The sequence below is a fragment of the Streptomyces mesophilus genome (genome assembly GCF_040300965.1).
Classification (GTDB): Bacteria; Actinomycetota; Actinomycetes; order Streptomycetales; family Streptomycetaceae; genus Streptomyces; species Streptomyces mesophilus_A.
The window spans coordinates 1-14560 of record NZ_JBEPEW010000034.1; the positions used below are offsets into that span (position 1 = coordinate 1).

Consider the following 14560-nt stretch of genomic DNA (forward strand, 5'->3'; position numbering starts at 1 on the left):
GCGCCTTGCTCGCCGCCCTCACCGAGGCCCTCGACGGTGACCGGCGGACCGCGCGGATCCTGGCGCCGCTGGTCGAGGACGTCACCTTCGACTGGGAGCCCCCGACCGCACGCCTCGACGAGCTGGACTTCATCGTCGCGTACGGCTTCGGCAACCGTCCGCCGGCCGGCGGCGGTGACCCCACGAAGGTGCTGTTCGAGCCGGGTCCCGTGAACGAGGAGCTCGCCGACACCGTGGCCCGGATCCGTGCGCGGCGCGACATACCGGTGTACGCACAGTGGGAGATCGCCCGGTTCCTGGAGTCCAAGTACCGGATGAAGAACGTCACTTCGATCGAGCCGGTGATCGCCCCCGACGGGACGATCACCTATCTCAGCACCGACGGTGTGGCCCAGCAGGTCGCCGAGGCCCGCAAGGACCTGCCGGGCGGGACGGGCACGGCGGGTGTCGTCGGCTTCCGTGACCATCACAAGCGCTGCGTCCTCACCACCGAGGGCCGCGGGATGCGCGCGTTCGCGCCGCGCGGATTCGACATGCCGCAGACGTACGATCCGCAGTCGGGCCAGGCCTGGACGCGCCGCCGTGACCTGTACCTGGTGAGCGACATGACCGCGCAGTGGACGATGCTGCAGCGCAAGCTGATCGCGGAGGCCTACCCCAACGGCTGATCCCCAGGCGGCTGCAACCGCTGGCCCATGACGTCTACTTCGACGGACGCAACCACACGGTGGTGTCTCCCGGCAGTCGGCCGTCCTCCAGTGGCCCGCTGCTCAGTACGACGTCCGTCCCCGCGGGCAGCTCGATCGGGTCGGTGCCCGCGTTGACCAGGCACCGCACCCCGGACGACCGTGCGAAGGACACGGTGTCCGGGCCGGAGTCGAGCCACTCCAGGGTCTCGGGCAGAGGCGCGAACAGCTCCGCGCGCAGCCGGAGCGCTTCGCGGTACAGCCGCAGGAACGAGTCGGGGTCGGCATCCTGGCGTTCGGCGCTCCACCGGGCCCACTCCGCGGGCAGCGGCAGCCAGGACGCTCCGCCCGCGGAGAAGCCGAGGGTCTCCCCCGCCGCCGTCCACGGCAGCGGGACCCGGCAGCCGTCCCGTCCGCGGTCGCGGCCTTCGGAACGTACGAAGGTGGGGTCCTGGATGAGGTGGTCGGGGAGGAACTGGACTTCGGGCAGGCCCAGTTCATCGCCCTGGTACAGGTACACCCCACCGGGCAGCGCAAGGGTCAGGAGTGCGGCCGCCCGGGCCCGGCGCCGGCCCAGGGTCACATCGCTCGGGTCGGCGAGCCGCTTGTCCCCCATGTCGAAGGAGGTGTCCGCCCGGCCGTAGCGGGTCACGTGGCGGATGGTGTCGTGGTTGGAGAGCACCCAGGTGGGTGGTGCGCCGACCGGCTCGTGCAGGGTGAGCGTCGAGTCGATGACATCGCGCAGCGCGGCGGCGTCCCAAGGGCAGCACAGGAAGTCGAAGTTGAAGGCCGAATGCAGTTCGTCGGGGCGCAGATAGCGCGCGGACTGCTCCGGGCTCGGCAGCCACACCTCGCCAACGAAGGTGCGCTCACCGTCGTAGGAGTCGAGGATCTTCCGCCACGCGCGGTACACGTCGTGCACCTCGTCGACGTCCTGATACGGCAGGTCGGTCGGGTCCGGGTCGGGGCCGGCGTCCGGAAGGCCGGGCTTCTTCACGAGCCCGTGGGCGACATCGATACGGAAGCCGTCGACCCCGCGCCTCAGCCAGAAGTGCAGGATGTCCTCGAACTCGGCCCGTACGTCCGGTTGTTCCCAGTTCAGATCGGGCTGCTCGGGCGCGAACATATGCAGATACCAGGGGCCCGGTGTGCCGTCGGCCTCGGTGATACGGGTCCAGGCGGGCCCGCCGAAGTACGACTGCCAGTCATTGGGCGGCAGTTCGCCGTGTGCCCCCTTGCCGGGGACGAACCAGAAGCGGTCCCGGGAGCCCGGTTCGTCGGCCACCGCCTGACGGAACCAGGGGTGCTGGTCGGAGCAGTGGTTGGGCACCAGGTCGACGATGACGCGCAGCCCGTGCCCGTGCGCCTCGTCGATCAGCGACTCGGCCTCAGCGAGCGTGCCGAAGACCGGGTCGATGTCCCGGTAGTCGGCCACGTCGTAGCCGCCGTCCGCCATGGGTGACACGTACCAGGGGTTGAACCACAGGGCGTCCACGCCGAGTTCGCGCAGATACGGGAGCTTCGCCCGCACTCCGGCCAGGTCTCCGATGCCGTCGCCGTTGCCGTCGGCGAAACTGCGGAGGTAGATCTGGTAGATCGCGGCGTGCCGCCACCAGGCGGGTGCGGGCGTCAAGGTCACAGGTGCTCCTCAGGAGGAAGGGCGGGTCCGGCCCGTCGGCCGGACCCGTCGTGAGTGCGAAGGTGGTGCTACCAGCCGGAGTTGCCGGATCCGCGGCTGATCTGGAAGCCGCCGGAGAGTGACAGCCCCCCGTCCTTGGTGCCGGTGACGGCGACCCCGGAGAAGGTGCCGGTTCCGGCCGCGTTGATCTCGATGCCGTACGCGCCGGTCTTCTCGATCCGCGTGTCCTCGACGGTGAGATCGCCGACGGTCTTCTGCCAGGACACGAGCAGTCCGCTGTACGTGGAGTCGAGGATGTCGTTGCTCTCGATCCGTACCGGTGTGGTGATGTCCGAGTGGTCGGCGTAGATCCAGATCGCGCCGAACTTCGACTGCCAGTTGGGTTCGTAACCGCCGGTCCGCTCAAGGGTGTTGCGGGCCACGGTCGTGGGTCCGGAGAAGGGCAGCGGTGCGGGCGGAAAGTTGCGGGTGCTGATCGCGATGCCGGCGGAGGCGTTCACGGTGTCGGACAGAAGGTTGTCCTCGACGCGGTTGCCGCTGCCGCCGTAGACCGCGGCGGTGTTGGCGAGCATCGGCAGCTGCACGGTGTTGAAGCGGAAGGCGCAGTCGGTGACGGCCTGCTGTTCGGAGAACATCGCGAGTCCGTCGTCGCCGGTGCCCCGGACGCTGCTCTGCGAGACCTCGCTGTTCTTCGTCCCCTTGTGCAGGTTCACGCCGTCGGCGAAGGTGTCGCGGATCCGCAGCCCGGTCGCGAGCAGACCGTCGGTCGGCGCGTCGATCCACAGCCCGACCTTGGCGTGCTCGATCCACACGTTCTGCACGGTGGATCCGCTGCCGAAGTCGCCCTCGATCGCCGTGTGGCCGCCCGCGTCGTCGCGGTAGGTGGCATCGCCGGCGAACATCAGGTCCTGGATCGTGCTGGTGCCGCCACGGCCGAAGAACCCGCCCTTGTTGTCCTTGCCGCGCACCACGGTGTGCCACTCCCCCGCGCCGCGCACGGCGACGCCGCTGAGGTTGATGTGGTCGGAGATGTTGTACGTGCCCTTCGGCAGCCACAGGCCCTTGCCCTGCGATGTGGCCGTGTTCAGCGCGGAGTTGAGGGCGGCGGTGTCGTCGCCGCCGTCGTCCGGGGTGACGCCGAGGCCGGTCGCCGAGACGTAACCGGCCGGCATCGCGTAGGCGGCGGGTGCGGTCTCCGTCTCGATCAGGTCGAGGGTGTACGAGGGTGCGGTGTCGCCCGCATCCTTCTGCAGCTTGAGTTTCGTACCGGCCGGGAAGTCGCCGATGACCGTCCGGGTCTCGTCGAAGAAGCGGTGCGCGGAGCCGCCGGACGGATCGTTGTCGTAGGGGTAGGCGCCGTACACCCAGCTGTAGGCGGAGGTGAGGTCGAGGTCGCGCAGGTGGGTGCCGTTGGCGTACAGGCTCAGGGGCCTGTCGATGCCGGTGCCGTCCGCGCTGTCGGGGATCGAGTAGCGCAGGGTCAGTGCGTTGGCGGGCTTGGTGAGCGTGAACTCGACGTACTCACCGGTGGCGTCGAGCACGACGGCCTTGCGGCCGGAGGCCTCAGACGACACCTGGAGGTAGGTACGGTCGGGGCCGATCGTCGAGGCGTTGGTCGTGGCCGACTCCGCCTCGTACGGGGTGTACGGGAGGGTCGCGCCGCGGCTCGCGTTGGCGGCGGCGGTCGGCAGGTCGAGGCCGTCGAGCTGGAAGGCGCCGTTGTCGCCGGATTCGGTGCGCAGGGTCACCGTGTTGAGACCGGCGCGCAGGGGGACGCCGGTGCTGACCGTCTGCCAGGAGCCGGAGGTGCCGGGCAGGGTGAGCTGCCGCAGGCGGGTGCCGTTGACCGTGAGGGAGACGGTGGCCTGACCCGCGTCCGGGGTGCGGTAGCGGATCTGGGCGGTGTGCTCGGTCGCCGCTGCGGAGGTCACCGAGAAGACCGCGCGGGAGCCGTGTCCGGTGAAGCGGTCCAGGTAGCCGGCGCCTTGGTAGCCGCTCACGGACGTGGACTTCTCCGGGCCGCCGGAGAAGAAGGCCTGCTCGGCCTCGTGGGTCAGGCTTCCGCCGCCGCCTTCGGAGGGCGTGGCGGGGGTGAGGCTGTCGAGGTTGATGTTGCCGCTGTCGTCGGCCGTGAAGGTGAGGGCCAGCGTGTTGGCCCCCTGCCGGTAGTCGACCGGCGCGTCGACCGTCGACCAGGTGCTCCAGTTCGCCGTGGCGGGCAGGCTCACCCGGCCTGCCCTGGCACCGTTCACGTACAGGCTGAGTGTCATCGTCGCCGTGGTGCCGTTGGCGTACCGGATCCTGGCGGAGCCTGATCCGGCGGTGGGCGAGCTGACGGTGAACGAGGTCGAGGCGCTGCCCTTGTTGCCGTCGGTGTAGCCGCCGACATAGCCGGTGCCGGTGTATCCGGAGTGCTCGCTCTCGGCCTTCGTACCGCCCGAGAGCGCGGCCGATTCGGCCTGGAGTACGTCGGCGGCATGCGCTGCCGGAGCCCCGTACAGGAAAAGTGCCGCGAGCAGGCTCAGCAGGAGTCCGGGGACGAGAAGCAGTGATCTTGGTCGTGCGGGGGTGTTTTCGGGCATGGCGGAGCGTCCTTCCGTGTGGGGGTGCACAGGACGGCTGAGGGGGTGGCTCGAGGTGGGCTCAGCCCTTGAGGCTGCCGGCCGTGAGACCGGCGATGATGTGGCGCTGGAAGATCAGGAAGAGCACGAGCAGCGGGATGCTGGCGATGACCATGCCCGCGAGCAGCTGGTTGGCGGGCAGGAACTCCGACAGCCGGCTCAGCGCCACCGTGATCGGCTGCTTCGCCGGATCAGGGAGCACGATCAGCGGCCAGAGGAAGTCCTTCCACACACCGACCACCGCGAAGATCGACACCACGGCGAGCACTGGGCGCGACAGCGGCAGGATCACCGACACCAGGACCCGCACCGGTCCTGCGCCGTCGATGCGTGCGGAGTCCATGAGCTCCTGCGGGATCTGGTCGAAGAACCGCTTCAGGATGAAGATGTTGAAGGCATTTGCCGCGGCCGGCAGCCAGATCGCCCACGGGGTGTTGATCAGATTCACATGGATCAGCGGGACGTCCGTGACCGTCAGATAGGTCGGGACGAGCAGCGCGGAGACCGGCAGCATCAGCGTCGCGAGCATCATGCCGAGGACGATGTTCCCGAGCACCGGCCGCAGTTTCGACAGCGCGTACGCGGCGGCGACATCGATGATCAGCTGGATCAGCCAGGCGCCGAGCGCCAGGATCAGGGTGTTGAGGAAGTGCTTGCCGAGCCCGGTGTTCGTCCAGGCTTCGGTGTACGCCTCCGGATGGAAGCTCCCAGGGAACAACGTCGGGCTCGGGTCGGCCAGTTCACGCGAGGACTTCAGGGCGCCGCTCGCCATCCAGTAAAGCGGGAAGACGAAGACGACCGTGAAACCGATGAGGGTGGCCGTGAGCACGAAGCGGTAAAGGAACTTCCCCGTACGCCGGTTGAGCTCGCTCGGCGCGATCAGGGTGCGTTCCGCGGTGTCGGACATCGTCGTTCCTCTCAGCCCTTGCTCCGGGCCATCAGCTTTTGCTCCGGGTCATCAGCCTTTGCTCCGGGTCAGCCGCAGATACACCAGCGAGAACAGTCCCAGCACCACGAAGAGCAGCATGCTCATGGCGCTCGCCAGGCCGAAGTCGTTGTAGACGAAGGCGTACCGGAACAGGAGCAGCAGAACGGTGACGGTCGCGTCGTTCGGACCGCCGCCGGTCAGGATGTACGGCTCGATGAACACCTGCATGGTGCCGAGCACTTGGAGCAGGAGCGTGATCATCAGAATGAAGCGCATCTGCGGCAGGGTCACGTGCCAGAGCCGCTGCCTGATCGAGGCTCCGTCGAGTTCGGCCGCCTCGTACAGCTGGCCGGGGATGCCGCCGAGCGCCGCCAGATAGATCAGCGTGGTGGTGCCCATGTTGGCCCAGGTGGAGACCAGGACCAGCGAGACCATCGCCAGGTTCTCGGACTCCAGCCACTGCTGGGCCGGCAGATGCAGCACCTCGAGGGCGCTGTTGAACAGGCCCGGGCCCGGATCGTAGAACCAGCGCCACAGGAGCATCGTGACGATCGGCGGCAGCATCACCGGCAGATAGACGGTCATCCGCAGATAGCCGCGCGCGCTGCGGAACTCGTTGAGCACGATCGCCGTCGCGAGCGGGGCCGCGAAGCCGAAGACCAGCGCGAGCGCGGTGAACCGGGCCGTGTTCTGCCAGGCGGTGACGAACAGCGGATCGTCGAAGAGCCTGCGGAAGTTGTCCAGGCCCACCCACTGGGCGGGTTGGGCGAACGTGACCTGCTGGAAGCCCAGCAGCCAGCCGCGCACGATCGGGTACCAGGAGAAGACGGCGAAGACGACGATGCCGGCGCCGAGGAAGGCGTACGCGACGAGGTTCTCGCGGATACGGCGGGCGCGGTGCGAGCGGGCCGCCTCGGGTGTGCCCGTGGGCTTGTGTTCCTTGGGCCTGCCGGAGGGCGCCGCCGTGGCGCCGGCGCCCTCCGGACGGGCCGTGGTCTTCATATCGGTGGTCGCCATCGGTCACTTGACCGTCGCGAGGAGCGCGTCGACCTTCTTCGACGCTTCCTTCAGGAGCTGGTCGATGTCCGCGTCCTTCTTGGTGAGCACGGACTGCATCACGCCGTCGAGCACGGTGTAGATCTGCTGGGCGTTCGGCGGCTCGACCTTCTGCTCCAGGCTGCCGTTGCGCTCGGTGAACGGCTTGAAGTTCTCGGTGGGCACATTGGCGTACTTGGCGTGCACCGCGTCGACCTTGGCCTGCACGTCGTCCGTGTACAGCCGGTCGAGAGGCAGACCGACCGGCACGTCATCGCTGATGATGCGTTTGTCGTTGAACTCGGTTCGGTCCGGGTTGAGGTACTTGAACTGCAGCCACTTCAGACCGGCCTTGATCTCCTCAGGGGAGGCCTTGGGGTTGAACATGAACCCGTTGCCGCCGCCGAGGGTCGCCTGTCCGGGCAGCGCGCCGACCCCGTACTCCTTGTACTGGCGCTCGAACTGCTTGACGATCGTGGGCACATTGTCGGGCCCGGCCATATACATGCCGAGCTTGCCGGCGCCCATCATCTTCTGGACGTCGGGGATCTCCAGGAGCTGGCGGCTGCCCATGCTGTCGTCGGTCCAGCGCATGTCGTGCAGCATCCGCAGCGCGTTGCGTGCGGCGTCACTGTCGAGGGCGGACTGCCACTTGCCGTTGCTGCCGTCCTTGACCGCCACGTCTCCGCCCATGGAGTAGATCCATGAAGTGAGGTGCCAGCCGCCCTGGTTGTTCTTGCTGTACTCCGCGTAGCCGACGGTGCCGTCGCCGAGCTCGCTGATCTTCTTGGCGGCGCTGCGCACCTCGTCCCAGGTGGTGGGCGGCTTGTCCGGGTCGAGTCCTGCCTTCGCGAACAGGTCGCGGTTGTAGACGAGTCCTAGCGAGTACTGCCCGTTGGGCAGCCCGTAGACCTTGCCGTCCTTGCCCTTGAACACGTCGAGGAACTCGGGCCGGATCTTGTCGAGATACGGGATGTCCTTCATGTACGGGGTGATGTCCGCGCCCTGGCGTCGCTCGATGAGTCCGGCGGGGTCGGTGAAGTACACGTAGTAGACGTCCTCGAGCTGACCGCCCGCGAGCTTGGCCGCAAAGGTCTTCGGATCCATCTGACCTTCGCGCGGATCGATCTTGATCTTGGGGTTGGCCTTCTCGAAGGCCTTCACATCGGCCTCGAAGATCTTGCGGTCGAGCGGCTGCGTCTTGGGCGGCATGTCGTTGACGGTGATGGTGACGACACCGTCCTTGCCCGCCCCCTCGCCCGAGGAGGAGCCGCCGCAGGCGGTCAGGCCGAGGGCCATCGCACCGACGAGGGCTATGCCGGCGCGTCGGCGCGCGTCGAAGCCGGACGTGAAAGTCATGGGTGTGCTGCCTTCCTGCTACCTGGGAAAGCGGATCGTTGCCGACTGTCCCGGTCGGCGCCCCAGCGTTGACGCAGAACGTAGAACCGCCTCACGCAAGAAGTCAACGCCTCTGCGCAAAATTCGAAGCAGTGGACCCGCGGACGATCAACTCGGTTTCGAAGAGGATGGGTTCGTCGTCGACCACATGGCCGTCCATCTGCGCCACCAGCGCGGTCACGGCCGCGTCCGCCATGGCCTGCACGGGCTGGCGCGAGGTGGTGAGCGGCGGATCGGTGGCGACCATGAACAGCGAGTCGTCGAAGCCGACGACGGAGAAATCCCTGGGGACGGCGAGGCCGAGCCGGCGAGCGCCGCGGATCGCACCGAGGGCGAGGGTGTCGCTTGCGCAAACCACCGCGGTGACACCCGCGTCGACGAGGCGCGGTACGGCGGTGGCGCCGCCTTCCATGGAGAACATCGCGTGGGCAACCCAGGGACGCCAGTCACTCTGGGGCACATCCTTCGCTTTCCAGAACGCCGCGTACCCGGCGAGCTTGCGGGCGCTCGGCACATGTCCGACCGGGCCGATGAGGAGGCCGATGCGCTCATGCCCGAGGGCCTCGAGATGGCGGGCCGCCTGGAGTGCGGCATGGGTGTCGTCGGCGGCGACCTGGGCCACTTCGCGGTTCTCGTCGGCCGCGTTGACCAGGACCATCGGCATACGGCGTTCGCGCAGCACACGGCCCTGTTCGGCGCCGGCGTCGGCGTAGCTGGAGCCGACGAAGACGATGCCGCCGGTGTTCTGCCCGAGCAGCATGTCGATGTAGTGCGATTCGGAGACACCGTCGGCGGTACGGGTGCACAACACGGGTATCAGACCACGCTTGTTGAGCCGCCCGGCGAGCGCTTCGGCGAACGCGGGGAACACCGGGTTCTGCAGTTCGGGCACCACCAGGCCGACCAGCGGTGCGCGCTCCCTGCGGCTGACGGCGGGGCGCTCGAATCCGAACACATCCAGGGCCGTGAGCACGAGGTCCCTGGTGGCCGGTGCGACCTCGGGGCTGCCGTTGAGCACACGGCTGACGGTCACTTCGCTGACGCCGGCGAAGGCGGCCACCTTGGAAAGTCGTTTCGTCATGCGCTGACCGTACAGCGCTCGACGCAAGACAGAATCAGTGTCGCGCAAATTATTTGCAACCAACTGACGAGCGGGGCGCCCCTCGGTCGAGGAGCGCCCCACGGATTCACTCCGCCCGGGCGAACACCAGGCTCACGTTGTGCCCGCCGAACCCGAACGCGTTCGTCAGGGCCGCACCCCAATCGCCCTCGCGCGGGCCGCCCTTGACGAGGTCGAGGCGGACCGCCGCATCCGGGGCGTCCAGGTTGCGGATCGCGGGGACGACGCCCTCGCGCAGACCGAGCACGGTAGCGACCGCGGCCACCGCGCCCGAAGCCCCGCAGAGATGACCGATCATCGACTTGGCCGCGGTCACGGCGACCTCGCCACCGAGCGCGGTCGCGATCGCCTCCGCCTCCACCACATCGCCCGACGGTGTCGAGGTGGCATGGGCCTGGACGACGCCGATGTCGGAGGGGGCGAGGCGCGCGGAATCGAGAGCGGCGCGCATCGCCTGCGTCTGCCCCTCGGCGTCCGAGGCCGTGATGTGCGCGGCACTCGACGAGACACCGGCGCCCGCCAGCCATCCGTGCACCCGCGCCGCACGGGCCCGGGCGAACGAGGCCCGCTCGAGGAGGACGATCCCCGCGCCCTCCCCCATCACGAATCCGCTGCGGCCCGCGTCGAAGGGCCGCGACACCGCCTCGGGATCCGCGTCCTGGGTGGAGAGGGCCTTCATCTGCGCGAAGGCAGAGAGCGTGAACGGGTGCAGACAGGCCTCCGCCCCGCCGGCGACCACGACATCGGCGCGCCCGGCCCTGATCAGATCGAGCCCCATCGCGATGGCCTCGGATCCCGAGGCGCACGCGCTGACCGGCGTATGCGCGCCGGCCTTCGCGCCGAGCTCCATGCTCACCCAGGCCGCGGGGCCGTTGGGCATCAGCATCGGGACGGCGTACGGGGAGAGCCGCCGCGCCCCGGAACGCTCGTACATGTCGTCCTGACCGAGCGTGGTGAGCACACCTCCCGTACCGGTACCGATGACCACCGCGAGCCGCGTGCCGTCGACCTCCGGCGCACCGGCGTGCTGCCAGGCCTCACGGGCGGCGAGCAAGGCGACCTGTTCACAGCGGTCGAGCTTGCGCGCCTGAACCCGGCCGAGCAGCTCGGCGGGGTCGCCGGGCAGTGGCGCCGCGACCCCGACGGGCACGTCGGCGGCCCACCCCTCTTCGATCCGCCGCACTCCCGAGGCACCCGCGAGCAGGCCCTCCCAGGTCGTACGGGCATCCATGCCCAGCGGAGTCAGCGCTCCGAGTCCCGTGACGGCCACCGCGTCGTCGTACATATCGCGCCCCTTCTCGGGTGTGAGTAGGAAGTCCACAAGATCTGGCCGCCTCTCGGCGCAGGATCTTGATCACCTGAAGGCGACACTTCCAGACAACAAGGGCACCTTTGGATGCCGGAAGCCGCAGAGCCTCAAGAACGGATCTTGTAGGGTTACGACAAGCGGCGAGGGGTGAGAACGATGCTTCGAGGGCGTGCGCGCGTAAGGGCTCGAACCAGCCAGTTCCGTTGGACGCACGAAGCGCCGCTCCACATGCCGGGAGCGGCGCCTTTCAATTCCCTTAAGGATGAGGCCGATTGACTTTCGGCCAACTCGAAGACCGGGCCTCCGGGTGGACTTTGACATATGCCAGAAGCACCACCGTATCGTGTCTTGCCAAATCCCTTACGGGGCCCACTGACCTGTGCGACAGTCATAACCGGCCCTTCCGTCAGACTTGGTCGTACCGCGCCTGTATCGGAGTACGAGATGCCGTCCCATATCTTCGCGGACCGCCCCGCCGCACAGCCGCCTGAGCGCGGCACGGTCGACGCGCTGATCCAGCAGACGCGCCGGCTGCGTGGCGAGGTCGACGCGGTGCGCCGGGACACGCTCACGGACGACGACGATGACCCGCAGGGCCGCTGGCAGCGCGCCCTGTGCGAGCTGGCCGTGCATCAACTCGACGACCTGGACGAGCACTTGGCGCAGCTGCGCGACGGCGCTCCCCTGGACACCGACGAGCAGGAGCTCCTCGAAGGCCTGGAGGCCGAGCTCACCCCGGGGCCGAGCCGCGGCTCGCTCCTCAGCAGGGTGGGCAGCGCCGAGTGGAACCTGCTCACCGACGAAGTCGTCTGGTCTGGCGAGCTCTACCAGATCTTCGGACGCTCCCCCGACCGTCCGCCGCTCACCCTGGACGAGCTGCCCACGTTCGTCTTCGCGGAGGACAGGGACCTCCTCACCCAGATGGTCACGGACTGTCTCATCGACGGCCGGCCCATCGACGGCGAGTTCCGCATCGTGCGCGAGGACGACAGCGTGCGCACCCTGCACATGATGGGCGAGCCCGTGCTCGACGCCGACGGCAGCACCGCCTCCATGTGGGCGGTGGTCAGAGACGTCAGCGAACTGCGGCGCAGCCAGTCGGCCCTGCGCGAGACCCGTGACTCGCTTCAGCGCCAGCGGCACATCGCGCAGACCGAGCACCGGCTCGCGGTCGAGCTGCAGGAGGCCGTGCTGCCGCCGTGGCGTGGCCCCCTGCGGTTCCCGCACGGCTCCCCCGACGCACTCGACCTGGCGGCCCACTTCCTGCCCTCCTCGCGCAGCGCGCTCATCGGCGGCGACTGGTACGACGCGCTGCAACTCCCCGACGGCGACACCCTGTTGAGCGTCGGAGACCTCACCGGCCACGGTGTGGCGGTCACTTCGGGCATGGCGATGCTGCTCGGCGCGGTGCGCGGCATGGCCGTCGCGGGCGCCGAGCCGGGCAAGCTGATGGGCTGGCTGAACCAGCTCCTCGACGCCTCCGCCCAGCCCGCCCTGGGCAGCGCGGTGTGCTGCCGCTACAACCCGCACACCCGTGTCCTCACCTGGTCGCAGGCCGGCCACCCTGCCCCGCTGCTGTTCCGCAACGGCACGGGCCGCGCCCTCGACGCCCCGGACGGCGTCCTGTTGGGCGCGACGGCGGGCGCGGTCTACGAGCAGGCGGGCGAGCAGCTGGAACCGGGCGACCTGTTGGTTCTGCACACGGACGGCCTCGCCCCGCACCGCGACGGCGAAGCCTCCCGCGACCGCCTCCTCTCCCTGGCCCCCCGTTTCGCCGCCGCCCGCACGGCGCAGGACTGCGTCCGCGCCGTGATGGAGGAGTTCGGCGAGCGTGGGGAACGGGAGGATGACGCTTGCGTGTTGGTGGGGATGGTGGGAAGCGGCTGACGGCCCGTCCCGGGTGACGGCTGGTCGGGGCGGTTGAGTAGGACTGGCCGGGATGGCCGGGCCGGACGGGCAGAGGTGAGGACGGTCTGCCGGTCAGGTGACGGCCGTCGGTTGGTCGGCAGGGGGAGGGCGAGGCGGGTCAATGACGGCCCGGCGGTTGGCCAGGGTCCCTGCGGGAGCCGGACCCACAAAGGGGCCGAACGTCCAGCACGTACCAGCCAAATCGGTCATTGCGCAGGACACACTTGGTCCCTTTCTCACCCCACCCGCCCGGATCGCCCTCGCCCCCTCATACCCGGGCCGTCCCTCCGCTCCCCTTGACCACCTTCGGCAACGCCAGCTGGATCTCCTCCCGGAGATCCTGGATCTTCGGGTAGCCCGAGTACTGAGCCGTCAGCCGGTACATCTCCCGCAGGCGGTCCCACGTGCGATGGGACGAGGTCTCGCCCATCGACATCAGCGCCAACCGCGCGTACCGGTCCGCCTGTTCGGGGTCGTCGGCGATGAAGCAGGCCGACGCCAGGGAGATGTAGTCGAAGATCTGGGAGCGCTGGCGGCCCTTGGCACGCAGCTTCAGCGCCTCCTTCGCGTGACGCTGCGCGATCGCGGCGGCCGAGGGGTCGTGGTCCGCGAGCGTGCGGTACGCCAGTGCCTGCATACCGTGCATGTCCGCCTCGTCGAACATCTGCATCCAGCTCGGCGGCGGTACGTCGCCCTTGTCCGAGACGAAGAGGTCCTCCGCCTCGCCGAGCGTGCGGCGCATGGCCTGGCCCTTGCCCATGGACGCCTGTGCCCAGGCCTCGATGGTGTAGAGCATGGCCTTCGTACGCGGCAGGACTTCCTCGCCCGAACCGGATTTCGCCAGGTTCATCAGGTCGAGGGCGTCGTCCGGCCGGCCCAGATGCACCATCTGGCGGGCCGCGCGTGACAGGGCTTCGCCGGCGCGCGGCTTGTCCCCGCCTTCGCGTGCCGCGTGGGCGGCGATGACGAAGTACTTCTGGGCCGTGGGCTCGAGGCCGACGTCGTGCGACATCCAGCCCGCGAGGACGGCCAGGTTGGCAGCGACGCCCCACAGGCGGCGCTGGAGGTGGTCGGGGTGGCGGTACGAGAGCATCCCGCCGACTTCGTTGAGTTGGCCCACCACTGCCTTGCGCTGCAGCCCGCCGCCGCGGGCCGCGTCCCAGGCGCGGAAGACCTCCACGGAACGCTCCAGCTCTTCGATCTCCTGGGACCCGATGGGGGCGGCCTCATAGCGGTCGTACCCAGCGGGGTCGGCGTGCAGGGGATCGTTGATACGGGGAGCGTCGGCGGAGAGGGCCGGATCGGTGTGCAGCCAGTCGTGCATGGCGCTGCTGAGTGCGGAGCCCGCGGCAAGCGCGGCGCCCGCGCCCACCAAGCCGCGTCGGTTGAGCATGAGGTCCATTCCCGTGAATTCGGTGAGGACCGCAGCCGTCCGCTCGGGCGCCCACGGCAGACCGTCGGGGTGTTCGACCTCGTGGCCGCTCTGCCGTTTCCCCGTGCGCCCGTGCCGGACCAGACCTAGGTCCTCGATGGTCACGACACGGCCGAGGCGCTCGGTGAACAGTGCCGCAAGTACCCGCGGCACGGGATCGCGCGGAATCTCTCCCATGTCGATCCAGCGACGCACTCGCGAAGTGTCGGTCGCCAGCTGCGGATGGCCCATGGCCGCCGCCTGCCGGTTGACCAGCCTCGCGAGCTCACCCTTGGACCAGCCGGCCAGGCCGAACAGGTCGCTGAGTCGGGCGTTTGGTTCGCTGCTCACGTCAAGCCCCCAGGTTCTCGGCTGAGTTGACAGTAACCCTCTGTCAGTTGCTGAGCGACTATTCGCCAGGGTTCGCCAGGGTGCGCCAGATGGTGTGCCATGTGCGACCGGGTGTCAGGTAGGAATGCGCCACCCCGACCCGGCGGCCGACCGC

At 69.0% G+C, this 14560-nt stretch carries 10 protein-coding genes; 2 read left to right on the top strand and 8 right to left on the bottom strand.

The genetic code is table 11. The features are described from left to right. On the top strand, window positions 1-668 hold a 668-nt coding region (locus ABT367_RS15055; protein ID WP_352253329.1), incomplete at its 5' end, for a hypothetical protein. Between the two features lie 34 nt (window positions 669-702). Here ABT367_RS15055 and ABT367_RS15060 read toward each other — a convergent pair. From ABT367_RS15060 to ABT367_RS15090, 7 genes are all read right to left on the bottom strand, one after another. After that, window positions 703-2319, bottom strand: coding sequence for a glycoside hydrolase family 13 protein (locus ABT367_RS15060; RefSeq protein ID WP_434975470.1), 1617 nt, complete (start codon window positions 2317-2319; stop codon window positions 703-705). 74 nt (window positions 2320-2393) lie between these two features. Further along, a complete protein-coding gene (locus tag ABT367_RS15065; protein ID WP_352253333.1) occupies window positions 2394-4907 on the bottom strand; it encodes a CBM35 domain-containing protein in 2514 nt (837 codons plus the stop codon). 61 nt (window positions 4908-4968) lie between these two features. After that, the gene (locus ABT367_RS15070; RefSeq protein ID WP_352253335.1) at window positions 4969-5853 is read right to left on the bottom strand and encodes a carbohydrate ABC transporter permease; all 885 of its coding nucleotides are present in this window, start codon (window positions 5851-5853) and stop codon (window positions 4969-4971) included. 51 nt (window positions 5854-5904) lie between these two features. Further along, the gene (locus ABT367_RS15075; RefSeq protein ID WP_434975471.1) at window positions 5905-6876 is read right to left on the bottom strand and encodes a carbohydrate ABC transporter permease; all 972 of its coding nucleotides are present in this window, start codon (window positions 6874-6876) and stop codon (window positions 5905-5907) included. Window positions 6877-6894: 18 nt separating this feature from the next. Continuing rightward, on the bottom strand, window positions 6895-8268 hold the full coding sequence (locus ABT367_RS15080; RefSeq protein WP_352253339.1) for an ABC transporter substrate-binding protein: 1374 nt from the start codon (window positions 8266-8268) through the stop codon (window positions 6895-6897). A 103-nt stretch (window positions 8269-8371) separates the two neighbouring features. After that, complete coding sequence (locus tag ABT367_RS15085; protein WP_352253341.1) at window positions 8372-9388, bottom strand: LacI family DNA-binding transcriptional regulator; 1017 nt, start codon at window positions 9386-9388, stop codon at window positions 8372-8374. Between the two features lie 106 nt (window positions 9389-9494). Beyond that, window positions 9495-10712, bottom strand: a complete 1218-nt coding sequence (locus tag ABT367_RS15090; RefSeq protein WP_352253343.1) for a beta-ketoacyl-[acyl-carrier-protein] synthase family protein — start codon at window positions 10710-10712, stop codon at window positions 9495-9497. A 468-nt stretch (window positions 10713-11180) separates the two neighbouring features. Between ABT367_RS15090 and ABT367_RS15095 the strand changes: the two genes are divergently transcribed. Further along, on the top strand, window positions 11181-12623 hold the full coding sequence (locus ABT367_RS15095) for a PP2C family protein-serine/threonine phosphatase (protein WP_352253345.1): 1443 nt from the start codon (window positions 11181-11183) through the stop codon (window positions 12621-12623). A gap of 289 nt (window positions 12624-12912) precedes the next feature. Here the strand turns inward: ABT367_RS15095 and ABT367_RS15100 are convergent, their stop codons facing one another. Further along, window positions 12913-14406, bottom strand: coding sequence for a DNA-binding protein NsdB (locus tag ABT367_RS15100; protein WP_352253347.1), 1494 nt, complete (start codon window positions 14404-14406; stop codon window positions 12913-12915). Window positions 14407-14560 lie beyond the last annotated feature (154 nt).

Excerpts from the sequence above, each read along its gene's own strand:
- ABT367_RS15095 (WP_352253345.1), top strand. The coding sequence starts at position 11,181 with ATGCCGTCCCATATCTTCGCGGACCGCCCCGCCGCACAGCCGCCTGAG.
- ABT367_RS15080 (WP_352253339.1), bottom strand. The coding sequence starts at position 8,268 with ATGACTTTCACGTCCGGCTTCGACGCGCGCCGACGCGCCGGCATAGCC.
- ABT367_RS15075 (WP_434975471.1), bottom strand. The coding sequence starts at position 6,876 with ATGAAGACCACGGCCCGTCCGGAGGGCGCCGGCGCCACGGCGGCGCCC.
- ABT367_RS15065 (WP_352253333.1), bottom strand. The coding sequence starts at position 4,907 with ATGCCCGAAAACACCCCCGCACGACCAAGATCACTGCTTCTCGTCCCC.
- ABT367_RS15085 (WP_352253341.1), bottom strand. The coding sequence starts at position 9,388 with ATGACGAAACGACTTTCCAAGGTGGCCGCCTTCGCCGGCGTCAGCGAA.
- ABT367_RS15070 (WP_352253335.1), bottom strand. The coding sequence starts at position 5,853 with ATGTCCGACACCGCGGAACGCACCCTGATCGCGCCGAGCGAGCTCAAC.
- ABT367_RS15090 (WP_352253343.1), bottom strand. The coding sequence starts at position 10,712 with ATGTACGACGACGCGGTGGCCGTCACGGGACTCGGAGCGCTGACTCCG.